The sequence below is a fragment of the Candidatus Tisiphia endosymbiont of Parasteatoda lunata genome (genome assembly GCF_964030955.1).
Taxonomy (GTDB): domain Bacteria; phylum Pseudomonadota; class Alphaproteobacteria; order Rickettsiales; family Rickettsiaceae; genus Tisiphia.
In genome coordinates this window covers 127,051-153,401 of the sequence record NZ_OZ035003.1, presented here as the reverse complement: position 1 = coordinate 153,401, position 26,351 = coordinate 127,051, and the positions used below count along the sequence as shown (strand labels likewise).

The window sequence follows — 26,351 nt, the reverse complement described above, 5'->3', positions numbered from 1 at the left end:
TGGACATTATGATGCCATTAACATAGCAAAATTCTCAAAAGTAGAAAGATTATCATTAGCTCCAATTATTTGTCTTTTTTGCATCATACGAATATTTTCTATACCGGTAATAGTCATTTCTGCAGAATGAAAACTCTTAAAACCAAGCATTGGCTTTGTACGTTTTTTGATAAACCTATGATCTTGTTCTACAAGATTATTCAGGTATTTGGTCTGAATAACCTTAATTTTATAATCTTTAGGAACTTCTGTATTCAAATCATTAAGAGCAGCCGTATTACTACCGCTTTTATCAATTACTACTTTCTCAGGAAAATTATTCTCTCTAAAGGCTTTACGAAAAAATGCAAGTGCTGCAGGCTTGTCTCTATGCTTACGTAGCAGAAAGTCTACAGTATTACCAAGACTATCTAGTGCTCTATATAAATAAACCCATTTACCGTTTAATTTAATATAAGTCTCATCCATTCTCCAACTACTACCAACTGGCTTCTTTCTTTTTCTAACCACCTGATCTATCAATGGTACAAATTTTATAACCCATCTTTGTAATGTAGAGTGATCAATTTTTGCTCCCCTTATACTCATCATTTCTTCCAAATCTCGATAACTTAAAGAAAATCGGCATTTCATATAGACAAATAACATTATTATTTCTGGTGAAGAACAAAATCCTTTGAAATATGATAATAATCTTGCAGTAATACGAAACATCTTAACATCTTTTTTAGATCATTATATCAATCTTTTTTCTATTGTCCAACATATGCGACAGAACCTTTATGGAGCTGCTTGCCATGATACAGGAGAAGCTTTTGCATTAATTTTACCATATGCAAACACACAGGCAATGAATAAATTCTTAGAAGACCTTTCTCGCAGTATTCAAGGCAACCGACGTATAGCTTTACTAACGGATAATGCAGGTTGGCACACAGCCAAAAAACTAACTGTGCCAAGCAATATCACTTTGATACCGCTTCCGCCCTATGCACCGGAACTTAATGCAATGGAACAAGTTTGGGAATGGATCAAGAATCATTACTTGTCTAACCAATGTTATGGTGTATATGAAGATATCGTCACTATGGCTTGTTACGCTTGGAATCAACTTGCTCATAATGTAGATTTAGTAAAATCAATTATGTATAGAGACTGGATAAATACACCGTGTTAATTATTGCAATTGGTATAATTTACTAAAGGTAGCGATATCAACATATTTATTGTATCGTTCAATTAAAAATTTTCTAGCTTTATACCATAATGAATCAGGATTTAATTGCTTACTTAGCTCAAGCAAATAAGCATGATTTTCATCTTTAGTATTATTTTCTTGTATCGTTGGTATAGATTGCTTGTATGGCATAATTTGTAACTTTGTTATTTTATTGTCCCACTTTGGGAGAAAAACCCCGCACTTGCAGTGCGTCGTTTCAACATAAATTTTAAATATCTTATCAAGAAAAGATAAGAATGAATCATACAGATATTTTTTAACAAAATCTTACACTTCACAGATATATTCTTTTTGTGTTGTGACACTTTCTAAATGAGCCATACACAAATAGTTTCTAACTTTTAAGTTAGTACATACATGAGGCATTCATGCCGTAATATTAAGCTCTGCACTTGCAGTGCAGAGTGGTTAACTACCATACACCATTTGTACTTGCTGTAATATTTTAGTTTTAACATGTTCTGATAAGGAAATATCTTTTAATAATTTGAGCTGAAATTGATCCCCTAAAACTTTACCAAATGTACAAGAAGTTAACAACTGATAAGCTGTATCAGTAAAAGCACCAGAAATTTTACGTTTTAACTGAGCCTGCCGGCTAGTATCAGTACTATATTCTATCTTTTGTAAGTACTGCTCTTTCGCTTTATTCTCATCACTAGATTTAAACTGGAAATTGCTAGAATTAGCTTTAGTAGTTTCTTGTAGTTCATTGCTTAAAGCTTTAGCCATATAGTTCAACAGCACTTTCTTATGACCAAAATGATGATTTGAATATTCCCCAGCTAACTTTAATAACAACTTATTGATAAAGTCTAAGTTAAATTCTCGATTTGATTTAATCTGCAATAAATCAGCATCTTCTTGAGTTAGAGGATAAAAATCAGCTAATCTTTTTCTTCTGAACCAGCTATTTTTATGGTTTACAACTGGAATGCCTGAACTATTGGAGCAATTTGACTCTACTACTGGCTGACATTTCTGTGAGACTTGCTGAACAACTTTTTGTAATGTCGTACTGAGTGGCAAGGCATCTCTCATAGGGTTTTCAGTAGATGTATTAGTATTATCAACTTGTGCTTCATCTGATAATTCTTGTTCAAATTGTAAAATTTGCTCAATCTTTTGCTGTGGTAATTGCTGGTTATTATCAATTTCATTCGCATCAACTTGATTTTTTTCATTTTGAAAAATTTCAGATTTGGTAGATCTAGATTTATTGTCCCACTTTGGGAGAAAAACCCCGCACTTGCAGTGCGTCGTTTCAACATAAATTTTAAATATCTTATCAAGAAAAGATAGGATATTTTTTAACAAAATCTTACACTTCACAGATATATTTTTTTGTGTTGTGACACTTTCTAAATGAGCCATACACAAATAGTTTCTAACTTTTAAGTTAGTACATACATGAGGCATTCATGCCGTAATATTAAGCTCTGCACTTGCAGTGCAGAGTGGTTAACTAGATATATTTTTATTATTATCTATATATATAGAGTGGTCCAAACTTTTTTGGGGTTGAGGCAAAAATTCTTTGGGGTTAGCCCCAAAAGTTTTTTGGGTTGAGTGTAAAATTTTTTCATTTTCAGTAGAAAGTGATTGAGAATGAGGTTGGAAATTTCTTGCCAGTTTAATACAAGGGACATTACGAGGTTCTGTCGCATATGTTGGACAATAGAAAAAAGATTGATATAATGATCTAAAAAAGATGTTAAGATGTTTCGTATTACTGCAAGATTATTATCATATTTCAAAGGATTTTGTTCTTCACCAGAAATAATAATGTTATTTGTCTATATGAAATGCCGATTTTCTTTAAGTTATCGAGATTTGGAAGAAATGATGAGTATAAGGGGAGCAAAAATTGATCACTCTACATTACAAAGATGGGTTATAAAATTTGTACCATTGATAGATCAGGTGGTTAGAAAAAGAAAGAAGCCAGTTGGTAGTAGTTGGAGAATGGATGAGACTTATATTAAATTAAACGGTAAATGGGTTTATTTATATAGAGCACTAGATAGTCTTGGTAATACTGTAGACTTTCTGCTACGTAAGCATAGAGACAAGCCTGCAGCACTTGCATTTTTTCGTAAAGCCTTTAGAGAGAATAATTTTCCTGAGAAAGTAGTAATTGATAAAAGCGGTAGTAATACGGCTGCTCTTAATGATTTGAATACAGAAGTTCCTAAAGATTATAAAATTAAGGTTATTCAGACCAAATACCTGAATAATCTTGTAGAACAAGATCATAGGTTTATCAAAAAACGTACAAAGCCAATGCTTGGTTTTAAGAGTTTTCATTCTGCAGAAATGACTATTACCGGTATAGAAAATATTCGTATGATGCAAAAAAGACAAATAATTGGAGCTAATGATAATCTTTCTACTTTTGAGAATTTTGCTATGTTAATGGCATCATAATGTCCAAAACCTTAGTTTTAACAATCTTGATGTAGTATGATTTATAGATGCGACAAAACCATTCTGTTAACATATCTGGAAAGTTTTTTTATATGTATTTTGAGTCTCTTGATTTGACTTTGGATGCATTGAACGAGAAGTAATCCAGCTAAAACCAAGGCGGTGCATAGTATTGTAGACTGTTTTTAAAGCACATTTAGCACCATATTCCTCAAGTAACATGATATGTAACTCCTTTCCAGTTATATACCCACCAGTTTTACTTTCACTGAGCGTATTGATTTTATCAAAAAGAGCAGACTCTTGTATAGTGTTAATCTTCCTAGGGGCACCGCTTCTTTGTGATTCAAATAATCCTTCAAAACCATGATTCCTAAATCTTCTGAGCCATGATTGCACAGTTTTCCAGTGTGACTTCACTATTTCAGATATGGCTTTAAAAGATTTGCCTAATTGAAGGTGATACATCGCCAATAAACGTATACGATTTCGACCATGCGGCTCATGTTTCATCATTTTTATAAAATCATGACCTTCAAAACCTTGCGGTAATATTAACCTAGCTATTTGATTACCTTTTATCAGTTAAAAAACCATTTTATAACACTGCGTTAATTATTGCAATTGGTATTAATAGTACTGCAAGAAGATAACATTAATAAAAAAGTAACTCTTAAACCGACTTCAGCCTTTTACGATTATTATATTAGAGATCGTCATATGCAAGATTTAGAAGCCGCTTTTCAAGCTCAAAATTGTAGCTTTGAATTAATTAGCTGGAATGATAATTACAATATTATTACTTAAAAATTAGTCAGCTTGATGATCTTTCCCTAAAATATTAGGTAGTTTAGGTAATTGAAATGCTTGATGTAAAAGGATTTTAGTCTAGTAAAGCCTTGTTTTAACTTTTAGACGAAAAGATAAGTTCCTTGATAACTTTATTTAATTGTACATCATACAAATTATGACAAAGATTCTCAATCGCTTGCTCATAAGTGATTAGTTCTGATATAGTCCAATTAAACTGGCTAAAAATATTATATGCATTATTGATCTTAGTATTAATACTAGTTATGTTAAGTCTTGTATTAGATAATAATCTTCTTAACTTTCTTTCCTGCATTTTTTTATAGTCATAATGGTTTGCTGTACCAAATTCTGCGAAATTATGCATTTCTCTAGTCCGTATTTGTATTTCTATGTTACGTTCATAGATATTAGCTACAACTATGACATGCAGAGAACGGTAGCCATTATTCTTAGGATTATCAATATAGTTTTTAGACTTTTCTATATTAACAGAATAGATGTTGTGAATAATAGCCAATACTTTATAACAATCTTCTTTTTTATCAACTATAACTCTAAAAGCAATTAGGTCAGTTAATTCTTTCAAAGCAATACTCTTGCTTAATATCTTCTTTAAAGCAGAACAAGGATCTTTTAATCTGTAATGTATTTCAGCTACTATATCATTTTTATACAGTTTAGTACTAATAGCACCTATGATATTACGTAAATCGTTAGTATTTTGCATAATTAATACTCTGCTATTAGTTGTAGTAAATTTATTTAAAAATATTTATTATTTTACAATAATTTAAGTGTAGTTTAACTTCCTTACCTACTAAGCTAGAAGAATTTATTAAAACCTAAATTAGAATTATTCCAACTCTTAAAAAAACATTAAGTATTATACGTAAGTAAAATACTTAAATATAATGTAGAGACTCTTTCTATTATTTATGTTTGTATTTACCAAATGGTTCTATAACCTGATAGAATAATAATAGTTTAAATAAATTAGATTTTATGGAAGATAAAGAGATACTATGTCCACAAGATATTTATGAAAAGCACTTGATAATAATTAACAATATCAGCTTTACATCAAGAGAAATAGACGTGATAGCATGCATTATGCATGGGAAAAACACAAAAGGAATAGCTAATTTCCTATCAAATGAGGATAAACAGATCGAGATAAGAACTATTGAAAGTCATATCTCTAATATCAAACGGAAAATACGAACAAATACCCGAGAGGGAATTATAAACTTTATAGAAACATCTGATAAATACAAGCTAATACAAAATTATTATTTAAGTTTGTTAATTCAACAAGAATTTAAAAAAATCTTAAAGGAAATTTTAATATTAACAAAGTCTGATAATATATCATTTTTTATTGTTTTACAGATGCTAGAAAACAATGATTTAAACTTGATAATTAATAAGATACGTAGTGATTTACAACTTATAGGCATAACAGTTTTTATAGAACTACGGGAAAATTTTGATAACACTCCTATAGTTTTAAGGCACAAGGAGACACATGATGAAGGCAGAAAGCAATTAAGGCAATGTACTGTCTATATTTTACCTGTAAATGAAGCTAATATATCTAAACAACAGCAAGGTGATAATTCTGTTATTATGTCTAATGAGCAGGATATATCTAAAGTATTTTTTCTTATACCGCAGGAATGTATAAAATTTTCATCTAAACAAACTAATTTTGAATATATTAATCTCTCTTTGTCCAAACAATATTATTTTGTTTTTTTAGAAATTATTACAAAGATTTTTCCTAATATGAATGTAAACAACATTATTATTAAGTTCAAGGAAAGGTATAATAATATTATATCAAATAATTCTGCTTCACTTTCTCCTCAATCTTATTTGACAAATAAAAGTGTTCAAGGTAAAGCTAGAAATATTTATCTACTAATAGTTGGTGTATTGATTTTGATTATTTGTAGTACTTATTTTTTAATATTTAGCCCAACTATTAAAAAAACGGTTAAAAGTCAAGAAGCAGAAGTGTCATATCTTAAAACACAAGAATCAGTAATACTTCCTAAGAACTTGACTAGTTGGAATATACCTAGACAAGATAATGTTTTTGTTGGAAGAGAAAAACTATTGAGTGATTTATACAATAAATTGCATAAGAATCATACACCAAAAGGAATAAGCAATTTAGCAATTAGTGCATGTGCTGGACTTGGGGGAATTGGTAAAACACAATTAGCCTTGCAATATATAAATCATACAAAACATCCTTATACACTTAAAGCTTGGTTTTCTGCAGAGAACATTGATGATTTGTATAGTTAACCACTCTGCACTGCAAGTGCAGAGCTTAATATTACGGCATGAATGCCTAATGTATGTACTAACTTAAAAGTTAGAAACTATTTGTATATGGCTCATTTAGAAAGTGTCACAACACAAAAAGAATATATCTGTGAAGTGTAAGATTTTGTTAAAAAATATCTGTATGATTCATTCTTATCTTTTCTTGATAAGATATTTAAAATTTATGTTGAAACGACGCACTGCAAGTGCGGGGTTTTTCTCCCAAAGTGGGACAATAAATATGTTGAATTTGCTAAGTTATTAGGATACACAGAAGCCGTCTATACAAAAGAAAACATTATTGCTTATATTAACCTCAGTTTGATGCAAGATGAAGGTTGAGATTGTTTAATTTTCCAAAAGCTACAGAAATTTTATTAGGTTTGAAAACATAGGCAAGTAGCCCAGCTAATACATTAGTTTGAAAATTCATAACAGATCTATGCCTTGTATGGTCTATATGAAAAAGGTTTTTCAATTGATCATTAATGGTTTCAATAATGTGCCTTTTATTTAAAAACTGCTTTTTAATAGGATCTATTATTCTTTCTTTCATATTACTTTTAATTTTTGTTATTAGTTCTAAACCTTGATTAGCAAGGGATTGAGTGAGTTTTTTACTGATATACCCACGATCACCAAAAAGCCAGCCTTGTAATTTATCTACTAAATTTTCCACCACTGCTCTATCATCGACATTTCCAGGAGTTAAAGAAAAACTCATAATCTCTCCGCAACTGTTAATGACAATATGTAGCTTACAGCCAAAGAACCACCCAGTGGAAGTCTTACCTCTTTTTGCTATGTCTTTGAATACTTTATGTCTATTAATTCTTAAATTATGGCAAGCAGGAAGTTTAGTAGAGTCGATATAATATTGACCAGTTTGTTTTCCTGTTAGGCTTTTTAGCAGTAACACCATGGGCATGAAGCTCATTGGCATTAACTGAACAAAACGACTATAGCTCACAAGTTTTGGAAATTCCTTTCTATAACTTTGGCATAGGCAGCATAAATAAAAATCTTTAAAGGTACGGTAGTGACTCAAGTGAAACATTACTATAATAGTAATAATCTCTGAGAGTCCTATACTGCAGCCCACTTTACGCTTACGGTTAGGATTTGGTAATATATATTTATTTCGCTCCGTATCAAAATGCTTGCAAAAATCATCAATTAAGCAGAAAATCTCCGTAAGAGGGATCATAATATATTCTCCAATTTTGTCATTATTATTAGAGAACTTTATAATCCCTCCCTTCTTAATTTTCAAATGTTCTTTCTTACGTCAAACTCAGGTTATATTAAACAATGGCTAATTGACAATCCAGGATGGCTTTTAGTTTATGACAACGTAAACAACTATCGTGAAATTGAACCATTTCTACCAGAAGCTGGTGGACATGTGATTTTAACAACTCGTCAGCGTTATTGGTCAACAAAGTTTTCAATATTACCGGTTAATATCATGACAGAAGAGGAAGCTATCAAAACAATAAAGACTTTAACAGGAGTTTCGCACTTAGCAAAAAATATGTTAATCTAGCAAGAAAGAGTTTTAGTTAAGCATGGCAAGATCAAAATGTAGCAAAGACTTATATAAATCATTTTTACAAGCAAGTAGCGTAAGATATAGTGGTAAAGCATTATCTGAAGTAAGTCCAATAAACCTATCTCATGATAGTGCAAGTCGATGGTTAAATAGTAAGGATTTCCGCCCTAGCGGGATCTACAGAGAAGTGTCAAAATATATTGATAGGGAAGCTTCTTGTTTATTAGTGGGAGATGACACGTTATTGTCAAAGCAATACAGTAAGAAAATTGAGCTTGTACATTATCAATATTCTGGAGCTGTACATGATGTTATACCTGGTATAGGGATGGTCAACTTACTGCATTACAATGCTAAAACTGATCAATCTACCCCTGTAGATTATAGAATATATGATAAAGAAACTGATGGAAAAACAAAGAATGAGCATTTTTGTGATATGCTTACTTTAGCTAAGGAAAGAGGGATCAATCCTGATGCAGTAGTAATGGATGCGTGGTATAGCGGTTTGGAGAATTTGAAACATATACGTAATTTAGGTTGGACATGGGTTAGTAACCTAAGAAAAAATAGAAAAGTTAATCATAATGTTAGCTTAGAAAGTTTAGAGATTCCTGATGAGGGACTAAAAATTCACCTACGTGGATACGGTTGGGTTACGGTATTTAAGTTTGTGGCAAAAAATGGTCGCATTGATTACATAACAACTAACTTAGAAAATCCAACACGTGAACAAATAGAGAAAATTGTTAAGGCACGGTGGTCTATAGAAGTTTATCATCGAGAATTAAAACAAACTTGTGGTATTGAACGCTGTCAGGCACGCACGGGTCGAGCTCAGAGAAATCATATTTGCCTTGCCGTATTTGCTTGGCTCGATATGAACAAAAGGAGGATAAATGAAAAAATTACTTTATATCAACAAACTTGGGAAGTTATAAAAACATCAATTCAGAACAACATTAGATGCCTTTTAGCTGATTCGCAATTTTGCTAACTGCGAAACTCCTGTTTAATAGAGCGAGATATATCAGCAGAAGAACAAGATGCTATAAAAGAATTAGTAGAAGTTTTAGGATATTTACCCTTAGCACTAGTACAAGCTGGTTCTTATATTAAGCAAAAACATATCACTATTCCAGAATATTTAGGTCTTTATAAGAGGTATGAATCAGAACTATTAGCGGATAATTCTTTTTTAGAAGAAACAAAAGGCTATAACTATCCAGTGGCAATAACCTGGAATATTAGCTTAGAGGCAATTGTTAGAGATACTAAAATTAATAATGAACCCCCTATAGCTATTGAACTTTTAGCGGTATGTGGATATCTAGCTCCAGACAAAATCTCTCGTAAACTATTACTGACATGGCTACAAACAGCTTATCCACATTTATTGTCTCCACAATTAACATTAAATAAACATATTGCTCTATTATAGCAATATTCTATGATCAATTATGATGATAATGATAATATTGCTATTCATCGCCTAGTACAAGCAGTTTTATATCACCAGATAAGTCAAGTGTCAGAGAGCAAAAATAATATTTATTCTACCTTAAATTTAAGATGGTTTGAATCACTATTACAATTTTTTATAAATAATGAATACGAATTTAAACTAACTAATTCTTTTCAACAACTTATTGAAACTGGTCAGCAATTTAAAACTAAATTTAAGGATAAATATAATGAAAATCTTGCAGCAATGGACTTAATAATTTCTTTGGTCTACTTTGAGCAAGAGAAATATGAAGATTTTCTAAAGATACTTGATCAGGTTAATACATATTTGCAAAAAACTGATGGTTTAGAAATATTAAAGTGTAAAATTCTAGGTTTATACTCACTATATTTTCGTAAAATTGGTAATTATCACAAGGCTGAAGAAAAAATAAATGAAGCATTTTATGAGTATAATAATATAAAAATAAGTAAGTCAGAAAAAGATAATGATATAACAAATTTAAAGGCAAATTTATTGTCGAATAAAGCTAGTCTTATCTTAGTCATAAATAAAGCAAAGGATAAAATCAATATAAATATACTAGAAATAGAGACTGCTATAAAATCAATTCAAGAAGCAATATTTTTATTCAAGGGAACTCATAACACTAGAAACTTTTTACGATCCATAATATTATATGGAAAATTATTTATTTTAGCCAACCAAGCTGATAAAGTAATAATAGAGTTTAATAAATATAATAACTTAATTGAGCAAGTAGCTGATAACAGAACTAAAATGTTTTTTTATATAACTTATTCAGATGCTTATTTTAGTAAAGGTGATTTCAATAAAGCTTTGGAGTATTGTGGTAAGGCTAAACAACAAGCAGAAAGATTGCATCTTAACGATGCACTAAATAATATTAACAATAAAGAGAAAACTATTAAAGCCTCACTGCAATAAAGTTGAGTAGGGCTTACAGCATAGTACCACAATTTTTGTAAGGAAAAGTGTAGAATGGGAAAAGCTCTTTTGTAGGAGGTAGTAATAAGGTATCTATTAATTGAGTTACAGCTGTTGTATATTGATAAAAAGTAGTTTTGATATGATCAAACACAACTTAGATTCTCTTACGAGCCAAATACATTGTCCTGATAGCTTCAAACAAAGAATTACTACAATACTTGTATCAGTACTGTTAGTAAAACAATAGATTTAATCATCTTATAAATGTTAAACACGACCTTGTCATACATAATTTGTAACAATTACCTCATTAGAAGTTTTTCTTGTTTGGGGCATAGAGTAAGTAACCTTGATAGTATTAATATTAAAATCTTTGTACAAACTTCTAATAAAAGGAGTATCACTATTAGAAATCATAAACTTAACAGCTTTATTATCTAGTTCCTTAGCAAAATCTCTTAGTCTCATTTGTTCTTGTTCATCAAATGGCAATCTAGTATAAAGTCTGTCCGGCAAAACTCTATAAGTCTTATAGATAATAGGGTTTAATGGCAGAAAATAATAAAGAAATCCATAAGAAAATGTTAAAATATGCTAATAAACCTTATGGATTTCAGTCAATATGCCAATAGAAAATATTATCAAATCACAAAAACAAGGAAAACTTTTTGGTTATAAATTAAAAGAAGAATTAAACTCAAATAATAAGCTATATAAATTAAGAGAATTAATAAATTGGTCTGGTCTAGAAGAATGGTTATCAAAAAATGTTTCTATTAAGAGATTTGGTAGAAATAGAAAATGTCATAGAGTGATGCTTGGTGTAACGATGCTACAAGCAATGTATAATTTTTCAGATTCATTAGCAGAGGAAGAACTAAAAGAAAACATGTATTGGCAATATTTCTGTGGGTGGGAATATATAGAAACAGATATAGCGATGTCGGAAACTAGCATAAGAAGATTTCGTAATTTATTAGGTGAATCTGGATATAACGAGATATTAGCAGAGTTGATAAGAGTTGGAATAAGAACTAACACAATTAAAAAAAAAGATTTGGAATTGATAATTGCTGATACAACGGTACAAATTAAGAATATCAAGCACCCACATGATGTTTATTTAATGGATAAAGCTAGGCTTAGTATTGTGAAGCTTTGCCAAAGTTTGGGTATAAATTTAAACGAAACCTACGCTAGAACCTATAAGCGAGATATAATAAAGCTCTGGAAGTATAAAGAGCATAGCAAAGCCAAGAAGCGTTGGAAAATAATGAAGCATTTAAAAACGTTACTTGGTCGTTTGGTTAGAATATGTGAGCGTGAGATAAAAAATCAGAAATTAAACTTATCTATCAGAGATCAAGAAGTATTGAAAAAAGTAAAACAAATACATAGCCAATCTGTTTTAAAAAGAGAAGAGAAAAAGCAATACAAAGAACAGAATAAAATATTGTATAGTTTTCATGCCCCTGAGGTAGAGTGTATAGGGAAGGGAAAACGAAACAAGCCATATGAGTTTGGCAATAAAGTTGCGGTAGTAGTCAGTGGTCGTAGAAATTTTGTACTGTCAGCAAAATCGTTTCATAATAATCCTTATGATGGTCATACATTGCAGCAGAGTTTTGAAGCGGTAGAAAATGTAACTGGAATAAAGATAAAAAAATCGTTTGTTGATCTTGGTTATACTGGCAGCAATGTTAAAGAGAAGAGTAAGGTATATACCCCAAAAACTCGGAAAAAGTTATTGAAAGAAGACAAGTGTATGATCAGGAGACGCAGTGCTATAGAACCAATAATAGGGCATTTGAAACAATATGGCAGGATGGGCAGAAACTTCTTGAAGGGTGTGATAGGAGATGTGATCAATCCAATAATCTCTGCTATAGGTTTGAATTTACGATGTATTGCCAATCATTTACACATCATGCCTAACTCTACATAAAAAAATTATCATTAAAAAACTTGCTAAACGATTAAAAAAAATCGTTAACAATAAGCTCATGTAAAAATTTTACTAAAACAGAAATTTTTCAATAAAATTGAAAACAATTTTTAATTTTAGTGCAAATATTAGAATTTTTTTTGTAAAAATTTTATTCAATCATAGATTATGGGGGGCTTTAAATATTTTTGGCGGACGGACTATAAAATGTCTCACCAGATTTGTGATAAGGTGGATCGAAATAGACAAAGTCATTTTTCTGCGGCTCAATAAAAGAAAAATCTATAGCACAAATAGATGTACTAGATAATAAACTACTACATTGTTGCAATCTACTAGTAATATCAAATTTATGGTAGTTTCTACCAGAGAAGCTTTGAACTGGATCAGCATTGATATTGATACGATATATTCCTTTAAAGGAATATCTATTAAGATAGATAAATCTTGCAGTAATTTCATTAGGATTGTTACTATTATTATCACTTCTGACTTGATAATAATATTCTTTGCAATGGTTTGCTTGATGTAAATCAAGTAACTTACTTATTTCTTCTGGATTCTTTTTAACCGCATTATAAGACGTTACTAAGTCAAGATTAATATCAGATAGATAGCATTTATTAAACATATATTTTACTTGAAAGAACAAAGCCCCACCTCCAAGGAAGGGCTCGTAATAATTATTTACTCCTGAAGGAATATATTTAATTAATTTATCAACAATTTTTCTTTTACCACCAACCCATTGGATGAATGGTGGTGTTTTTTCTATAGTTAGTCGCTCCGCCAAAACTCTACAAGCCTTATAGACAAAGGGGTTTTAAGGCAAAAAGTAATAGTAAAATCCATAAGAAAATGAAGGGTTTTATATCAAAAGCTTATGGAAATACAAAAAAATGGTAACGAGCAAATTGAGTATGTTTTGGGAAATAGGGTGTTTTTGATACAAAAACTTGAAATTAGCTCTCGAAATCATAATAATTTAGTCTAAAATCATACAATTTTTGGAAATTAGTGCCACAAGTAGTATTTTTTTGAGTTTTGGCGGACGGACTAGTTACTGACATGAAGTTATTTACTAAATATTCTACTATAGATTATAGTAAAAAATAAGGTTAAATGCTAGAAAAATTGCTAATTTTAAGGCTTTTTTCTATATTTAATATAAAAATACTATATTCATTAAATCCTAGCTGTCTCATTTATGCAGCTGTTTATTATATTGTGCAAAAATCTGTCAAAAAGCTTGAAAAATCCTCTGTACTTCTAGGAATCGTGGTGATATCTGTGTGAATGATGCTACGTGGTGTAGTGTCAAACACAGAGGTTAAATTAAAAAGACAAAATTTTAATCCTTTAACCTCTGTGACACCTATTTTCACAACCGAAAACGGTAAGAGGTATGCTATGACAATTAATAATGAAAATCAACAACAAGATAACAAGAAAATAGAAAATTCTATAGAAAAAAACTGGATTTTACAGCTAGCTCCCACAACTATCACATTAATACCATCAGATCAAGCTGGTCAAATAGCTCCACAAGGAAATTATGCTGATATTATTAGATATAGAGAAATACAACTAGAATTGCAAGAAACACAAAATAAACTAAAAATAAACTAAAAATAGATGAATTAATAAGAATAGATTTAATTCGTAATATTGGTCATAGTATAGAAATACCTTGCAGTGGAATTTTTGCTTTAATAACCGTTCTGTATGAAGTAGAGCAAGATACAGAGAGAAAGCATTACCTAAAAACTATAGTAAATTGTGCTGAAAGATTACTTGATTATTCTCATCATGTTCTTGAGTTTTTAAGAAAAAATGCTGCATTAACTGCTATAACTCTAGAAAAATTTAACATAAAGGAATTAGTCAATAAAACAATTACTAAAGCTAAACCAGCATCTATAAGTAAAGGGTTAAATCTTTCTTGTAATTTTCAATATGATATAGCAGAGCATATCATTGGTGATCATTCTAGATTGCAAGCAGTCTTAGATCAATTAGTGGGTAATGCTATTAAATTTACTAAAGAAGGTAATGTTATTGTAACAGTTGGGTTATTTCCACTTTTAACTGAAACAAAAAATACAAGAAATAAGATATTACAATTTATTGTCCCACTTTGGGAGAAAAACCCCGCACTTGCAGTGCGTCGTTTCAACATAAATTTTAAATATCTTATCAAGAAAAGATAAGATAAGATATTTTTTAACAAAATCTTACACTTCACAGATATATTCTTTTTGTGTTGTGACACTTTCTAAATGAGCCATACACAAATAGTTTCTAACTTTTAAGTTAGTACATACATGAGGCATTCATGCCGTAATATTAAGCTCTGCACTTGCAGTGCAGAGTGGTTAACTGTGCATGATACAGGGATTGGTATTGCTGAAGGAATACAGCAAGATATGCATAAAGAATTAGATGATGCAAATACAATTGCTAAATATAACAAAGGATTAGGCTTAGGACTAACATTTGTCAAACAACTTATCAATGAAATGGACGGTAAGATTACAATAACCAGCAAAGAGGGTAAGAGTACAACTATTACCTGTCAAGTACCGGTGAAATTGTTAGCTAATTAATTAGCAGCAAATGCCAGAATGTCGTTAAAAATATCTAATAAATTTGGAGGTACAAATATTATGACTAAACTTGTTGAACTTAATAAATTTTATGAACTTCTTGAAAAACTACAAGTTGGTGAAAATGTGTCCGATATAAATCTTGAAAACTATAATATTGGTAGTATTGGGATCAAGCTACTTAGCCAAGCTTTGAAGAGCAATAACACAGTAAATGACATAAATCTTTGCAATAACATGCTTGGCGATGCTGGAACAGAGATAATTGCAGAACTTTTACAAAATAATAACACTGTAACCCAAATAGATCTTAGCGATAATAATATTGGCAATAGTGGTATATATAGACTTGCAGAAGCGATGAAAAACAATAACACTATAACCACAATATATCTTAGCAATAACAATATTGGTGACACGGGAGCTAGTAGACTTGCAGAAGCTTTAAAAAACCATAATATAACTGTACTAAATCTTAATGGGAATAATATTGAAGATGGTGGGGTAGAAGGCTTAGCTATGTTTCTAGAGAATAATAATAGTATATATTGGCTATGTCTTACTGAAAATAATATAGGAGTAAAAGGAGCCGGACTACTTCCCAAGGCACTAAAGTATAATAAGTCTATGGAGATACTGGATCTTGCGTGTAATAATATTGGTGTAGAAGGAGTACAATTGTTAAGCAATCTTCTCGAGCATAACGAAACTCTAACCTCCATAAATCTTGCATATAATGGCATTGGGATAGAAGGAATAGAGCTACTTAACAAAGCTTTACGACATAATAAAGTTCTAAGTGAAATAAATCTTAACAACAACAATATTGGTTCTGAGGGAGTAAGTCTACTTATCAAAGGGTTAGAAGCTAATAGCACATTGGATTATATAAAGCTTGAATATAACGATATTGATTATTATGGAGCAGTTACACTAGCATGGTTTCTAGCAAATAATAGCACTATCAAGTACATAGATCTTGAGGGTAATAATATCGGTGATTTTGGTATTGTTCAACTTGTTAAAGCTCTAGAAATTAACAGAACCATCAAAGAGATAGATTTTGGTTACGTGGATATGAGTAATGATAGGGCAATGGAATTAATAAAAATTCTAGAGTCTAATAAAGTTGTCAGCGAAATAACAATAGATTTTGCAGAAAGAATGATTAGTAACGAAATAGGAGAGTTGTTAATTAAAGCTCTAGATATCCACGACAAAAAACTGACTGGTAGTTTGTCTGTGGTTTAATACCAATTGCAATAATTAACGCAGTGTTATAAAATGGGTTTTTAACTGATAAAAGGTAATCAAATAGCTAGGTTAATATTACCGCAAGGTTTTGAAGGTCATGATTTTATAAAAATGATGAAACATGAGCCGCATGGTCGAAATCGTATACGTTTATTGGCGATGTATCACCTTCAATTAGGCAAATCTTTTAAAGCCATATCTGAAATAGTGAAGTCACACTGGAAAACTGTGCAATCATGGCTCAGAAGATTTAGGAATCATGGTTTTGAAGGATTATTTGAATCACAAAGAAGCGGTGCCCCTAGGAAGATTAACACTATACAAGAGTCTGCTCTTTTTGATAAAATCAATACGCTCAGTGAAAGTAAAATTGGTGGGTATATAACTGGAAAGGAGCTACATATCATGTTACTTGAGGAATATGGTGCTAAATGTGCTTTAAAAACAGTCTACAATACTATGCACCGCCTTGGTTTTAGCTGGATTACTTCTCGTTCAATGCATCCAAAGTCAAATCAAGAGACTCAAAATACATATAAAAAAACTTTCCAGATATGTTAACAGAATTATTACTAAAAAATATCGATAGATGTAAAGTTGATATATGGTCTCAGGATGAAACTCGAGTTGGGCAACAAGGTAGCTTAACTCGTATATGGGCTAAGCGTGGCACTAGACTCCGTAAAGTTCGGCAACAGCAATTCATTTCAACATATATTTATGGAGCTGCTTGCCATGATACAGGAGAAGCTTTTGCATTAATTTTACCATATGCAAACACACAGGCAATGAATAAATTCTTAGAAGACCTTTCTCGCAGTATTCAAGGCAACCGACATATAGCTTTACTAACGGATAATGCAGGTTGGCACACAGCCAAAAAACTAACTGTGCCAAGCAATATCACTTTGATACCGCTTCCGCCCTATGCACCGGAACTTAATGCAATGGAACAAGTTTGGGAATGGATCAAGAATCATTACTTGTTTAACCAATGTTATGGTGTATATGAAGATATCGTCACTATGGCTTGTTACGCTTGGAATCAACTTGCTCATAATGTAGATTTAGTAAAATCAATTATGTATAGAGACTGGATAAATACACCGTGTTAATTATTGCAATTGGTATAACACTATATTAGGAGAAAAACAACTACAGCTTTGTGATTATACAGAATTGGGAGTTGATTGTCTTATTCATCGCAAGATTAAGTACAGACTTTGCATGAGTAAGGTTAGTATTAGCAGCATAAACATTATGTAGTCCGTCCGCCAAAAATATTTAAAGCCCCCCATAATCTATGATTGGTAACCGTCTAGTGAAGGTGGTCTATAAAAGCAAGAAGATATAAGTATTATTCTGTAGTAGAAACTACAAGGGAATAATAGTATGAATAAGAGTAGGAGAGATATTACAGCTGAACAAAGGAAGCAAATAATTTCAGAGTCATATGTGTCTAGGTGTGTTATATCACAAGTTGCTCAGTTTTATGGAATTTCGAAAGAGACATTATATGGATGGCGTAGTAGGGAAAGGAGGAAAAGAAGGGAAGAGGCAAAGGCAAATAATTCAGGCAACAAATTTATAGAATTATCAATACAGAAAACAACGGTACAAGAAACAAAATGCACAATATTAAAAAAAGCAGAATTAAAATTTAATGATTTTTCTTTATCAATTGAAGGTAGTGTTAGTAGTAGCAAGTTGTTGGAGATAGTCAAAATATTGGATAGATCATGCTAGATATAGGACATGATAGCAAAATCTATCTTTGTACCGGTTATACTGACATGCGTAAGGGCATTAATGGTTTATCAATACTGACCCAATCAATATGGTTCTGTCGCATATGTTGGACAATAGAAAAAAGATTGATATAATGATCTAAAAAAGATGTTAAGATGTTTCGTATTACTGCAAGATTATTATCATATTTCAAAGGATTTTGTTCTTCACCAGAAATAATAATGTTATTTGTCTATATGAAATGCCGATTTTCTTTAAGTTATCGAGATTTGGAAGAAATGATGAGTATAAGGGGAGCAAAAATTGATCACTCTACATTACAAACAGGAGTTTCGCACTTAGCAAAAAATATGTTAATCTAGCAAGAAAGAGTTTTAGTTAAGCATGGCAAGATCAAAATGTAGCAAAGACTTATATAAATCATTTTTACAAGCAAGTAGCGTAAGATATAGTGGTAAAGCATTATCTGAAGTAAGTCCAATAAACCTATCTCATGATAGTGCAAGTCGATGGTTAAATAGTAAGGATTTCCGCCCTAGCGGGATCTACAGAGAAGTGTCAAAATATATTGATAGGGAAGCTTCTTGTTTATTAGTGGGAGATGACACGTTATTGTCAAAGCAATACAGTAAGAAAATTGAGCTTGTACATTATCAATATTCTGGAGCTGTACATGATGTTATACCTGGTATAGGGATGGTCAACTTACTGCATTACAATGCTAAAACTGATCAATCTACCCCTGTAGATTATAGAATATATGATAAAGAAACTGATGGAAAAACAAAGAATGAGCATTTTTGTGATATGCTTACTTTAGCTAAGGAAAGAGGGATCAATCCTGATGCAGTAGTAATGGATGCGTGGTATAGCGGTTTGGAGAATTTGAAACATATACGTAATTTAGGTTGGACATGGGTTAGTAACCTAAGAAAAAATAGAAAAGTTAATCATAATGTTAGCTTAGAAAGTTTAGAGATTCCTGATGAGGGACTAAAAATTCACCTACGTGGATACGGTTGGGTTACGGTATTTAAGTTTGTGGCAAAAAATGGTCGCATTGATTACATAACAACTAACTTAGAAAATCCAACACGTGAACAAATAGAGAAAATTGTTAAGGCACGGTGGTCTATAGAAGTTTATCATCGAGAATTAAAACAAACTTGTGGTATTGAACGCTGTCAGGCACGCACGGGTCGAGCTCAGAGAAATCATATTTGCCTTGCTGTATTTGCTTGGCTCGATATGAACAAAAGGAGGATAAATGAAAAAATTACTTTATATCAACAAACTTGGGAAGTTATAAAAACATCAATTCAGAACAACATTAGATGCCTTTTAGCTGATTCGCAATTTTGCTAACTGCGAAACTCCTGACAAAGATGGGTTATAAAATTTGTACCATTGATAGATCAGGTGGTTAGAAAAAGAAAGAAGCCAGTTGGTAGTAGTTGGAGAATGGATGAGACTTATATTAAATTAAACGGTAAATGGGTTTATTTATATAGAGCACTAGATAGTCTTGGTAATACTGTAGACTTTCTGCTACGTAAGCATAGAGACAAGCCTGCAGCACTTGCATTTTTTCGTAAAGCCTTTAGAGAGAATAATTTTCCTGAGAAAGTAGTAATTGATAAAAGCGGTAGTAATACGGCTGCTCTTAATGATTTGAATACAGAAGTTCCTAAAGATTATAAAATTAAGGTTATTCAGACCAAATACCTGAATAATCTTGTAGAACAAGATCATAGGTTTATCAAAAAACGTACAAAGCCAATGCTTGGTTTTAAGAGTTTTCATTCTGCAGAAATGACTATTACCGGTATAGAAAATATTCGTATGATGCAAAAAAGACAAATAATTGGAGCTAATGATAATCTTTCTACTTTTGAGAATTTTGCTATGTTAATGGCATCATAATGTCCAAAACCTTAGTTTTAACAATCTTGATGTAGTATGATTTATAGATGCGACAAAACCCCACTATCTTGCTATAGGCAGTATGTTGTTGATCAAGGTATGCTTTGAGAACTAATCCCTTTTTATATCCTCTTGCAAAAATAACTCCCTCAATGGCTTTTGGCTGGGGTCTTTTTTGTTTATCAATTTTTATTTGACCGTGATATCTTTTATCAAACAATAATCCTTTATCTTTAAGCATATCAACACGATCTTGTTCCTGATCAAAATATGGATTATTTGATCCCATTGATGTTAAGGCAATAACGTCGTAACCATTGAACTTTAGAAACCAAAAGTGTTTCATTAAGCTTGGTTCAATTAGCTTATATTCCATCTGAGCAGCTATAAGTGCATATATATTTTTTCTCTGAGCTAGACCTTGTGATTTTTCAATGTCATCAAGAAATTTATGACGCACCTCACGATTATTATGGCTTAAATAGCTGTCTTTAGGACAAAGAATAACTCCATCAATATCAAATACAATTAGCGTATCTTTAGCTTTTATTGGGTTATTTTTAATTTGATCAACTAAATTATCAAAAGAATGTAGCTTTATTCTTTCAATACTTGCAAATGCTTCTATTACGATAAATTGCAAAATTAGAATTATTAAAGTTTTTCTCATAAAAATTCTCTATTCATATTTTTAATGATGATTATTATTAATATTCACACTTAAGTTGAGTTATTTTTGCTTATACTTTATAGTTATGCGTATAATATGTTTTATACGTACCGTTAGGGCATAATTTATTGTCCCACTTTGGGAGAAAAACCCCGCACTTGCAGTGCGTCGTTTCAACATAAATTTTAAATATCTTATCAAGATAAGATAAGATAAGATAAGATAAGATATTTTTTAACAAAATCTTACACTTCACAGATATATTCTTTTTGTGTTGTGACACTTTCTAAATGAGCCATACACAAATAGTTTCTAACTTTTAAGTTAGTACATACATGAGGCATTCATGCCGTAATATTAAGCTCTGCACTTGCAGTGCAGAGTGGTTAACTTTTTAACAGTTTCATTATATGAAAAATTTTCTACTATCAATCATATTATTAATCATTAATACTAGAACTTTTGCTCAAGAACAAGTGTCTAATTTAATCACCCCAGTTAGTTATTTTGTCAATCATGAGCAACAACTTAAAATCCTTGATGAATATTTAAGTAAATATAGACAAGCAAGTATAGTCGGTACTAGTGGTATAGGTAAAACTCAACTGATTAGGATGTATAGTTATGAGAAAAAAAATAAGTATGATCTAATTTACGTCAATTTGGGATAAGGATATTGTGAACATGTAGATTAAAATCAAATTTTGTTGAAGGTTTATAGTCACCTTTTTGGTTAAAACCCCCAGCTTCAGCTGGGAAAGACTTCAGTCCTTGTTCTAATATTTCAATTCACTATAACTTGAATATATGATATTTTAATATACATAAGAGCAAGCTCTTCATGTATATTAAAATATCATATATGACAGATTATAACAAGACTAGCCACACTGTATTTTACCATCGCTTTCATGTTGTTTGGATCACTAAATATCGCTACAAAGTATTGCAGGGTAACTTATAAGAATTAGGATCAGAGAGATAGCACAGGCATTAGTAATATCTCTTTAGAGTAATAGCGACTTCCAGTCTAGATATCAACCCACCAGCTTCAGCTGGTTGTTATTGAGTTTCCATATTCTTCTTAATTCCATGAATCATTTTTAAGCCTCTTTCATATAAATTTAAGAACAAATTTTGCTTAATATAACCTTTATCAGCTGCTATAATTCCAGTTAATCTTTTTGTTAACTCCGGTACTGGAATCCTATCATCTACATTGCCTTTGGTCACTTTTAATGCCATAAACTCCCCTTTATTATTGATTATTACATGTAATTTAAAACCATAAAAATACCCCATAGAGGATTTACTATGTTTGGCTAATCCTTTAAAAACTTTATTGCTATAACGCCTTTTATTGTGACAAGCTTTAATCGTTGTAGAGTCAATAAAATAAATACCTGTTTCCTCACCAAACAACAAATGAATCAACATATTTAGCGGTATGAATAATCGTGCCATTAATTCAACAAATCTATTATAACTCAAGGCTTTGGGAAAATCATCCTTATGCATGCACTCTATATAACTTTTATAGAAAAATTTAAAATTCTTAGCATAGGATGTATGCAACATAATTATTATTGTTAACATTTCACTTAGACTCATGCTACAACAGCGATTTCTTTGCTTATTTGATGGTAATAACTTTCTCTGTTCATACTCCAAATAAATTTTACAAAAATCATCTATAAAACTATATAATTCTGTGATATCTTTTCTCATGCCTGTAGTTTGTTTTTTTGTTTAAAAATATAAATACTGCAGGCACTCCTTTTTGACAATCCTTTTATCTATTACTATTTCATCTATATCTTATCCCGAACTGACGTAATTTGGTTTTTTGATTGTAACCTTGATTTTGATGAACAATTTGTTAAATTAGCCAAACAACTTAATAAGGTTAAGCAAACTAATATATCTGAAGAAGTTGCTTTAGCAAAAAAAGAAGTAATGTCATATTTAACTTCTACTAATAAATGGTTATTATTGTTTGATAATTTAAAGGTTAATGAAAATAAAAAAGTACAAGATTTAGTTGAATGGGAACATAATGGTAATGTGGTGTTTTGTTCGCAAGATAATGAAAAGTTACCTAATATTATAGCAATGCCCATATTTGATAAGCCTACTATTATAGCTTTAGCTAATAACTTATTGAACAATAAGGATAATAATAGTATCGAATTTTTAACGCAATCTTTTAGTGGTTATCCAATGTTGATAGTACAAGGAGCTCAATTACTTAACAGAGTTCAAGGTTTGGATAAAGAGGAATATAAAAAGAAAATTTATCAATCGACTGATAAAATAGCAACAAATATTAGCATGGCTATTCAACAATTAAATCCTAGTGCAGTAAAGTTGCTTAATAAAATAGCTTTGCTAAATAACCAAAGCTTCTCGAAGCAGTTTCTTAGCACCATTACTGATCATAAAGATACTTTAGATGATGATATATATCAATTATCTAAATTTATGCTAATCAGTAATATTAGTTCTAGCGAAGATAACTCTATTTTTGAAATGCATGATATAGTTAGTAATAAAATAATGGAACTAAATGGTGATAATAATAAAATATATTTAGAAAATGTTATTGCTAAGATACCTAAGCCGAAAGGAACTCACTCAGGATATTTGTGGAGGAGTGCTCAAACTGTATTAAAAACTTAGAAATTATTCTTATAAATTCTGAGAAATATAATGTTAACATATATGCAATGCTTACCTTAAGAAGTGAATTATTGTCTCTATATATAAATGTTTATAATAATAATAAAGCACAACAAATGGTTAATTGGTTTAATTGGAAAGATAAAAACAAAAAATTTAAATTGTGGCAAATGTCTGAATATCAAAAATTTTATTACGCTAGATATTTGGGAGCAATAGGAGTGTATAATAAAATAATATTAAGAAATTTTGAAACAGCGATTTCTTATTTTACTAAATCATTAAAGATTTTAGGTAAACTTGATGATGATGAATCTAGTTATTCTCTCAAATTTAATTGTATATCTCATATATCTAGATCTTATATGTTTTTAGGAGAGATAAAACTTGCTGAAGAATTTCTTAAAAAGATAGAAAAATTAGTAAAACAAAGAATAATACAAGAAGCTGATATATCTATAATATATTCTTTAAAAAGTACATTATTTAATATGCAAGGAAAATATCAGGAGGCTTTAGAATATGTAGATAAAATTATTGAGCTGTTTATAAAAAATGGATCGCATATTAATGACCCATACTTTACTGGGGTTTACATGCCTAGAGCAAAGATATTGAATTCCCTTGGTAGATATCAAGAAGCTTATGCTCAAGCTCAACAGTTATATTATATACATAAACCCATAAAGAATGAAGATAATGAAATATTTGCAAATATTTATACAGAAATGGCTAGAAGTATGTTAGGTTTAAATAAAGTAGATCAAGCTTATGAATATATTAAAAAAGCTATTTCCATATTTTTAGCAAGTGAAAATAGCAATTCGAAGCAAACAAATTATTCTAATAATTTCAGCTTGGCATCTAGTTATATAGTACTAAGGTGATATTCTATTTACCCAAAATAATGGTATGGACCTACCCTATATACAGAATGAGAAGCGTATGCTAATCTTCTAGGATAGGAAATGAATCCTAAACAACAATAAGGAGGTCCATATGGAAGTTACCACAATTGGTATAGATATTGCAAAAAGAATTTTTCAAATTCACGGTGTAGATAAAAATGGCAAGACAATATTAAAGAAGAAATTAATGAGAGAACAGGTTTTAACTTTTATGGCTAACGTACCAAAATGTCTAGTAGGCATGGAAGCTTGCGGTGGAGCTAGCTATTGGGCAAGAGAATTAATAAAATTAGGTCATAATGTAAAACTAATGGCACCACAGTTTGTTAAGCCTTATGTCAAAACCAATAAAAATGATCAAGCTGATGCAGAAGGAATATGTGAGGCAGTAGCAAGACCTAGTATGAGGTTTGTACCCATTAAAACTGTAGAGCAACAAGATATTTTATTTATTCATAGGGTAAGACAGAGATTGGTAAAAAATCGTACTGCACTTGCTAATGAGATTAGAGGGCTATTATATGAATTTGGTTTTACTATTCCGCAAGGAATCAATAAGATTATAACAAAATTAACTGAGATTTTAGACGAAGGGGATTTAAGTCAGCTAAGCTACCAAACATTTAGTGAGTTAAAAGAAGAATTTGTAGAAAATGATAAAAAAATAAAAGAGCTAGAACAACGATTAAAAATCATAGCTAGCCAGTATAGTAATCACCAACAACTAATGATGATACCAGGTATAGGTTTAATAACTGCCACAGCCTTAATAGCCTCAATAGGTAATGCTAGTTGTTTTGAAAATGGTAGGCAATTATCAGCATGGCTGGGATTAGTGCCAAGGCAACACTCTAGTGGTGGCAAAAATAAGTTGCTTGGTATTAGTAAAAGAGGTGATATCTATTTACGTACTTTGTTAATTCAAGGGGCAAGATCCATTCTGAATAGCAAGATAAGATTTACCACGGAAGAACAAAAATCTAAAAAAGATTATAGCAAGTTTACTGAGTGGATGTTTAATTTATCTGAGAGAAACGGTCATAATAAAACAGTTGTCGCGGTAGCTAATAAGCTAGCAAGGGTGGTATTTGCATTACTTAGTTCAGGTGATGATTATACCGAGAGTAAAGTTTGTAGTTAAAAAACTACTCCAAATAATTGATGAAATGACATTATAGGTAATAGAAGTTTAACAAATTCCAATCCGGAATATGCGAAGAATGATAATATTGATGGTAAATAAGACGAACCTTAGCTTACAAAAAAACTGATTTAGCTAAGGGCTATTTATAAGTCGATAAAATAATAAGTATAAGTTTGTAAGCCAGCGAATTCCATCAGGGCTATAGGATAAATTGCTTGATTTATTGTCTATAAGCCGGATACATGACTGCATTCGATTTTTTTGCTGTTATATATTATTTTTTTCTTGCATTGTTGGGTAGGTCCATACATAAGCTAAAGCAGGCTATAGAATCTTATAAAAAAGCATTTGTTATATACCATTATTTATATAGAGATAGAAGTAAAAATATTGCTCAAGTAAGTGATTTATATAATCATGCAGCAAAAGCAGCTTGTAAAATCAAAGATTTATATAATTATAAATTCTTTGGTAAACCGCAAGTTAAAGAATTTGGCATACATCACCATAATACAGTTGATATGTTTGAATATTGCAAACAATATAACATGGATTTGTGGAGCAAGAACAATTAAACATTAAGGTTGCTGTTGACAGATCATCTTTAGGTTAAAGAATAGATTTTTAATTTTTAGTTGTAATTTTTAAATCACTATGATATTAATATTTGTAATTATTTTACTGGATT

General features: G+C 30.8%; 32 protein-coding genes and 5 pseudogenes. 23 read left to right on the top strand and 14 right to left on the bottom strand.

Translation table 11 applies throughout. The features are described from left to right. Positions 1-6: 6 nt before the first annotated feature. Positions 7-714 (bottom strand): IS6 family transposase, encoded by a 708-nt coding sequence (locus AAHN00_RS00865; RefSeq protein ID WP_342270905.1) that lies wholly within the window; start codon positions 712-714, stop codon positions 7-9. Between the two features lie 52 nt (positions 715-766). On the opposite strand from AAHN00_RS00865, the gene AAHN00_RS00860 reads away from it, so the two are divergent. Further along, positions 767-1,177: a transposase gene (locus tag AAHN00_RS00860; protein WP_342271828.1), complete on the top strand. Its 411-nt coding sequence runs from the start codon at positions 767-769 to the stop codon at positions 1,175-1,177. On the opposite strand, the gene AAHN00_RS00855 is transcribed toward AAHN00_RS00860, so the two are convergent. From AAHN00_RS00855 to AAHN00_RS00845, 3 genes and pseudogenes are all read right to left on the bottom strand, one after another. Next, complete coding sequence (locus tag AAHN00_RS00855) at positions 1,178-1,369, bottom strand: hypothetical protein (protein ID WP_342271827.1); 192 nt, start codon at positions 1,367-1,369, stop codon at positions 1,178-1,180. Positions 1,370-1,383: 14 nt separating this feature from the next. Continuing rightward, a complete protein-coding gene (locus AAHN00_RS00850) occupies positions 1,384-1,545 on the bottom strand; it encodes a hypothetical protein (protein ID WP_342271320.1) in 162 nt (53 codons plus the stop codon). Between the two features lie 106 nt (positions 1,546-1,651). Next, positions 1,652-2,461 (bottom strand): annotated as a pseudogene (locus AAHN00_RS00845) (hypothetical protein); the annotation flags it as partial. Between the two features lie 498 nt (positions 2,462-2,959). Between AAHN00_RS00845 and AAHN00_RS00840 the strand changes: the two are divergent. After that, a complete protein-coding gene (locus tag AAHN00_RS00840; RefSeq protein ID WP_342270905.1) occupies positions 2,960-3,667 on the top strand; it encodes an IS6 family transposase in 708 nt (235 codons plus the stop codon). A gap of 66 nt (positions 3,668-3,733) precedes the next feature. Here the strand turns inward: AAHN00_RS00840 and AAHN00_RS00835 are convergent, their stop codons facing one another. Beyond that, complete coding sequence (locus tag AAHN00_RS00835; RefSeq protein WP_342271056.1) at positions 3,734-4,183, bottom strand: helix-turn-helix domain-containing protein; 450 nt, start codon at positions 4,181-4,183, stop codon at positions 3,734-3,736. 102 nt (positions 4,184-4,285) lie between these two features. On the opposite strand from AAHN00_RS00835, the gene AAHN00_RS00830 reads away from it, so the two are divergent. Further along, entirely contained in the window at positions 4,286-4,474 is a 189-nt protein-coding gene (locus AAHN00_RS00830) for a hypothetical protein (protein ID WP_342271825.1), read from the top strand. A gap of 97 nt (positions 4,475-4,571) precedes the next feature. Here AAHN00_RS00830 and AAHN00_RS00825 read toward each other — a convergent pair whose 3' ends face one another. Further along, positions 4,572-5,207 carry a bifunctional (p)ppGpp synthetase/guanosine-3',5'-bis(diphosphate) 3'-pyrophosphohydrolase gene (locus tag AAHN00_RS00825; protein ID WP_342271824.1) on the bottom strand — a complete coding sequence of 212 codons (636 nt, stop codon included), beginning with the start codon at positions 5,205-5,207 and terminating at the stop codon, positions 4,572-4,574. Positions 5,208-5,482: 275 nt separating this feature from the next. On the opposite strand from AAHN00_RS00825, the gene AAHN00_RS00820 reads away from it, so the two are divergent. After that, positions 5,483-6,793: a helix-turn-helix transcriptional regulator gene (locus tag AAHN00_RS00820; protein ID WP_342271823.1), complete on the top strand. Its 1,311-nt coding sequence runs from the start codon at positions 5,483-5,485 to the stop codon at positions 6,791-6,793. Between the two features lie 103 nt (positions 6,794-6,896). Next, complete coding sequence (locus AAHN00_RS00815; protein WP_342271822.1) at positions 6,897-7,079, top strand: hypothetical protein; 183 nt, start codon at positions 6,897-6,899, stop codon at positions 7,077-7,079. A gap of 51 nt (positions 7,080-7,130) precedes the next feature. Here the strand turns inward: AAHN00_RS00815 and AAHN00_RS00810 are convergent, their stop codons facing one another. Beyond that, positions 7,131-8,021, bottom strand: a complete 891-nt coding sequence (locus AAHN00_RS00810) for an IS982 family transposase (RefSeq protein ID WP_342270939.1) — start codon at positions 8,019-8,021, stop codon at positions 7,131-7,133. A 66-nt stretch (positions 8,022-8,087) separates the two neighbouring features. Between AAHN00_RS00810 and AAHN00_RS00805 the strand changes: the two genes are divergently transcribed. The 3 genes from AAHN00_RS00805 to AAHN00_RS00795 all read left to right on the top strand — a co-directional run bounded on the left by AAHN00_RS00805 (position 8,088) and on the right by AAHN00_RS00795 (position 10,782). Then, positions 8,088-8,360 carry a hypothetical protein gene (locus AAHN00_RS00805; RefSeq protein WP_342271821.1) on the top strand — a complete coding sequence of 91 codons (273 nt, stop codon included), beginning with the start codon at positions 8,088-8,090 and terminating at the stop codon, positions 8,358-8,360. Positions 8,361-8,382: 22 nt separating this feature from the next. After that, the gene (locus AAHN00_RS00800; RefSeq protein WP_342271025.1) at positions 8,383-9,363 is read left to right on the top strand and encodes a transposase; all 981 of its coding nucleotides are present in this window, start codon (positions 8,383-8,385) and stop codon (positions 9,361-9,363) included. A gap of 453 nt (positions 9,364-9,816) precedes the next feature. Next, on the top strand, positions 9,817-10,782 hold the full coding sequence (locus tag AAHN00_RS00795) for a hypothetical protein (RefSeq protein ID WP_342271820.1): 966 nt from the start codon (positions 9,817-9,819) through the stop codon (positions 10,780-10,782). 285 nt (positions 10,783-11,067) lie between these two features. Here the strand turns inward: AAHN00_RS00795 and AAHN00_RS00790 are convergent. Next, positions 11,068-11,289 (bottom strand): annotated as a pseudogene (locus AAHN00_RS00790) (DNA adenine methylase); the annotation flags it as partial. 118 nt (positions 11,290-11,407) lie between these two features. On the opposite strand from AAHN00_RS00790, the gene AAHN00_RS00785 reads away from it, so the two are divergent. After that, the gene (locus AAHN00_RS00785) at positions 11,408-12,730 is read left to right on the top strand and encodes an IS5 family transposase (protein ID WP_342271465.1); all 1,323 of its coding nucleotides are present in this window, start codon (positions 11,408-11,410) and stop codon (positions 12,728-12,730) included. Positions 12,731-12,929: 199 nt separating this feature from the next. Here the strand turns inward: AAHN00_RS00785 and AAHN00_RS00780 are convergent. Next, positions 12,930-13,505: pseudogene (locus AAHN00_RS00780) on the bottom strand (DNA adenine methylase); the annotation flags it as partial. A gap of 521 nt (positions 13,506-14,026) precedes the next feature. On the opposite strand from AAHN00_RS00780, the gene AAHN00_RS00775 reads away from it, so the two are divergent. Further along, positions 14,027-14,359: a hypothetical protein gene (locus AAHN00_RS00775; RefSeq protein ID WP_342271819.1), complete on the top strand. Its 333-nt coding sequence runs from the start codon at positions 14,027-14,029 to the stop codon at positions 14,357-14,359. A 382-nt stretch (positions 14,360-14,741) separates the two neighbouring features. Here the strand turns inward: AAHN00_RS00775 and AAHN00_RS00770 are convergent, their stop codons facing one another. Both AAHN00_RS00770 and AAHN00_RS00765 read right to left on the bottom strand, forming a co-directional pair. Further along, positions 14,742-15,002, bottom strand: a complete 261-nt coding sequence (locus AAHN00_RS00770; RefSeq protein WP_342271818.1) for a hypothetical protein — start codon at positions 15,000-15,002, stop codon at positions 14,742-14,744. Between the two features lie 36 nt (positions 15,003-15,038). Beyond that, positions 15,039-15,203: a hypothetical protein gene (locus tag AAHN00_RS00765; protein WP_342271817.1), complete on the bottom strand. Its 165-nt coding sequence runs from the start codon at positions 15,201-15,203 to the stop codon at positions 15,039-15,041. On the opposite strand from AAHN00_RS00765, the gene AAHN00_RS14910 reads away from it, so the two are divergent. The 8 genes and pseudogenes from AAHN00_RS14910 to AAHN00_RS00730 all read left to right on the top strand — a co-directional run. Next, positions 15,157-15,336: an ATP-binding protein gene (locus AAHN00_RS14910; protein ID WP_410521463.1), complete on the top strand. Its 180-nt coding sequence runs from the start codon at positions 15,157-15,159 to the stop codon at positions 15,334-15,336. The genes AAHN00_RS00765 and AAHN00_RS14910 overlap by 47 nt on opposite strands. A gap of 60 nt (positions 15,337-15,396) precedes the next feature. After that, positions 15,397-16,587, top strand: a complete 1,191-nt coding sequence (locus AAHN00_RS00760) for a hypothetical protein (RefSeq protein ID WP_342271816.1) — start codon at positions 15,397-15,399, stop codon at positions 16,585-16,587. A 114-nt stretch (positions 16,588-16,701) separates the two neighbouring features. After that, entirely contained in the window at positions 16,702-17,151 is a 450-nt protein-coding gene (locus AAHN00_RS00755) for a helix-turn-helix domain-containing protein (RefSeq protein WP_342271815.1), read from the top strand. After that, positions 17,145-17,705 carry an IS630 family transposase gene (locus AAHN00_RS00750; RefSeq protein ID WP_342271814.1) on the top strand — a complete coding sequence of 187 codons (561 nt, stop codon included), beginning with the start codon at positions 17,145-17,147 and terminating at the stop codon, positions 17,703-17,705. Before AAHN00_RS00755 ends, AAHN00_RS00750 begins: the two co-directional genes overlap by 7 nt. Positions 17,706-17,982: 277 nt before the next feature. After that, positions 17,983-18,336 (top strand): transposase, encoded by a 354-nt coding sequence (locus tag AAHN00_RS00745; RefSeq protein ID WP_342271813.1) that lies wholly within the window; start codon positions 17,983-17,985, stop codon positions 18,334-18,336. A 158-nt stretch (positions 18,337-18,494) separates the two neighbouring features. Further along, positions 18,495-18,671: pseudogene (locus AAHN00_RS00740) on the top strand (IS6 family transposase); the annotation flags it as partial. A gap of 52 nt (positions 18,672-18,723) precedes the next feature. Beyond that, a complete protein-coding gene (locus AAHN00_RS00735; RefSeq protein WP_342271025.1) occupies positions 18,724-19,704 on the top strand; it encodes a transposase in 981 nt (326 codons plus the stop codon). Positions 19,705-19,719: 15 nt separating this feature from the next. Beyond that, positions 19,720-20,262, top strand: a pseudogene (locus tag AAHN00_RS00730) (IS6 family transposase); the annotation flags it as partial. Here AAHN00_RS00730 and AAHN00_RS00725 read toward each other — a convergent pair. Together AAHN00_RS00725 and AAHN00_RS00720 are read right to left on the bottom strand one after the other, a co-directional pair. Continuing rightward, the gene (locus AAHN00_RS00725) at positions 20,243-20,932 is read right to left on the bottom strand and encodes a DUF2608 domain-containing protein (protein WP_342271812.1); all 690 of its coding nucleotides are present in this window, start codon (positions 20,930-20,932) and stop codon (positions 20,243-20,245) included. The pseudogene AAHN00_RS00730 and the gene AAHN00_RS00725 overlap by 20 nt on opposite strands. A gap of 70 nt (positions 20,933-21,002) precedes the next feature. Further along, a complete protein-coding gene (locus AAHN00_RS00720) occupies positions 21,003-21,215 on the bottom strand; it encodes a hypothetical protein (RefSeq protein ID WP_342271811.1) in 213 nt (70 codons plus the stop codon). A 127-nt stretch (positions 21,216-21,342) separates the two neighbouring features. On the opposite strand from AAHN00_RS00720, the gene AAHN00_RS00715 reads away from it, so the two are divergent. Continuing rightward, the gene (locus AAHN00_RS00715; RefSeq protein ID WP_342271810.1) at positions 21,343-21,603 is read left to right on the top strand and encodes a hypothetical protein; all 261 of its coding nucleotides are present in this window, start codon (positions 21,343-21,345) and stop codon (positions 21,601-21,603) included. 391 nt (positions 21,604-21,994) lie between these two features. On the opposite strand, the gene AAHN00_RS00710 is transcribed toward AAHN00_RS00715, so the two are convergent. Further along, positions 21,995-22,660 (bottom strand): IS982 family transposase, encoded by a 666-nt coding sequence (locus AAHN00_RS00710; protein WP_342271809.1) that lies wholly within the window; start codon positions 22,658-22,660, stop codon positions 21,995-21,997. A gap of 228 nt (positions 22,661-22,888) precedes the next feature. Between AAHN00_RS00710 and AAHN00_RS00705 the strand changes: the two genes are divergently transcribed. From AAHN00_RS00705 to AAHN00_RS00690, 4 genes are all read left to right on the top strand, one after another. Continuing rightward, positions 22,889-23,611: a hypothetical protein gene (locus AAHN00_RS00705; protein ID WP_342271808.1), complete on the top strand. Its 723-nt coding sequence runs from the start codon at positions 22,889-22,891 to the stop codon at positions 23,609-23,611. Then, a complete protein-coding gene (locus tag AAHN00_RS00700; RefSeq protein WP_342271807.1) occupies positions 23,578-24,498 on the top strand; it encodes a hypothetical protein in 921 nt (306 codons plus the stop codon). Before AAHN00_RS00705 ends, AAHN00_RS00700 begins: the two co-directional genes overlap by 34 nt. Positions 24,499-24,610: 112 nt before the next feature. Beyond that, a complete protein-coding gene (locus AAHN00_RS00695; RefSeq protein WP_342271079.1) occupies positions 24,611-25,660 on the top strand; it encodes an IS110 family transposase in 1,050 nt (349 codons plus the stop codon). 245 nt (positions 25,661-25,905) lie between these two features. Then, positions 25,906-26,238: a hypothetical protein gene (locus AAHN00_RS00690; protein WP_342271806.1), complete on the top strand. Its 333-nt coding sequence runs from the start codon at positions 25,906-25,908 to the stop codon at positions 26,236-26,238. Positions 26,239-26,351: the final 113 nt, after the last annotated feature.

Coding starts and splice junctions, on each gene's coding strand:
- AAHN00_RS00865 (WP_342270905.1), bottom strand. CDS start 714: ATGTTTCGTATTACTGCAAGATTATTATCATATTTCAAAGGATTTTGT.
- AAHN00_RS00860 (WP_342271828.1), top strand. CDS start 767: ATGCGACAGAACCTTTATGGAGCTGCTTGCCATGATACAGGAGAAGCT.
- AAHN00_RS00855 (WP_342271827.1), bottom strand. CDS start 1,369: ATGCCATACAAGCAATCTATACCAACGATACAAGAAAATAATACTAAA.
- AAHN00_RS00840 (WP_342270905.1), top strand. CDS start 2,960: ATGTTTCGTATTACTGCAAGATTATTATCATATTTCAAAGGATTTTGT.
- AAHN00_RS00835 (WP_342271056.1), bottom strand. CDS start 4,183: ATGATGAAACATGAGCCGCATGGTCGAAATCGTATACGTTTATTGGCG.
- AAHN00_RS00825 (WP_342271824.1), bottom strand. CDS start 5,207: ATGCAAAATACTAACGATTTACGTAATATCATAGGTGCTATTAGTACT.
- AAHN00_RS00820 (WP_342271823.1), top strand. CDS start 5,483: ATGGAAGATAAAGAGATACTATGTCCACAAGATATTTATGAAAAGCAC.
- AAHN00_RS00810 (WP_342270939.1), bottom strand. CDS start 8,021: ATGATCCCTCTTACGGAGATTTTCTGCTTAATTGATGATTTTTGCAAG.
- AAHN00_RS00805 (WP_342271821.1), top strand. CDS start 8,088: ATGTTCTTTCTTACGTCAAACTCAGGTTATATTAAACAATGGCTAATT.
- AAHN00_RS00800 (WP_342271025.1), top strand. CDS start 8,383: ATGGCAAGATCAAAATGTAGCAAAGACTTATATAAATCATTTTTACAA.
- AAHN00_RS00795 (WP_342271820.1), top strand. CDS start 9,817: ATGATCAATTATGATGATAATGATAATATTGCTATTCATCGCCTAGTA.
- AAHN00_RS00785 (WP_342271465.1), top strand. CDS start 11,408: ATGCCAATAGAAAATATTATCAAATCACAAAAACAAGGAAAACTTTTT.
- AAHN00_RS00775 (WP_342271819.1), top strand. CDS start 14,027: ATGATGCTACGTGGTGTAGTGTCAAACACAGAGGTTAAATTAAAAAGA.
- AAHN00_RS14910 (WP_410521463.1), top strand. CDS start 15,157: ATGCATAAAGAATTAGATGATGCAAATACAATTGCTAAATATAACAAA.
- AAHN00_RS00760 (WP_342271816.1), top strand. CDS start 15,397: ATGACTAAACTTGTTGAACTTAATAAATTTTATGAACTTCTTGAAAAA.
- AAHN00_RS00755 (WP_342271815.1), top strand. CDS start 16,702: ATGATGAAACATGAGCCGCATGGTCGAAATCGTATACGTTTATTGGCG.
- AAHN00_RS00750 (WP_342271814.1), top strand. CDS start 17,145: ATGTTAACAGAATTATTACTAAAAAATATCGATAGATGTAAAGTTGAT.
- AAHN00_RS00745 (WP_342271813.1), top strand. CDS start 17,983: ATGAATAAGAGTAGGAGAGATATTACAGCTGAACAAAGGAAGCAAATA.
- AAHN00_RS00735 (WP_342271025.1), top strand. CDS start 18,724: ATGGCAAGATCAAAATGTAGCAAAGACTTATATAAATCATTTTTACAA.
- AAHN00_RS00725 (WP_342271812.1), bottom strand. CDS start 20,932: ATGAGAAAAACTTTAATAATTCTAATTTTGCAATTTATCGTAATAGAA.
- AAHN00_RS00715 (WP_342271810.1), top strand. CDS start 21,343: ATGAAAAATTTTCTACTATCAATCATATTATTAATCATTAATACTAGA.
- AAHN00_RS00710 (WP_342271809.1), bottom strand. CDS start 22,660: ATGAGAAAAGATATCACAGAATTATATAGTTTTATAGATGATTTTTGT.
- AAHN00_RS00705 (WP_342271808.1), top strand. CDS start 22,889: ATGTCATATTTAACTTCTACTAATAAATGGTTATTATTGTTTGATAAT.
- AAHN00_RS00695 (WP_342271079.1), top strand. CDS start 24,611: ATGGAAGTTACCACAATTGGTATAGATATTGCAAAAAGAATTTTTCAA.
- AAHN00_RS00690 (WP_342271806.1), top strand. CDS start 25,906: ATGACTGCATTCGATTTTTTTGCTGTTATATATTATTTTTTTCTTGCA.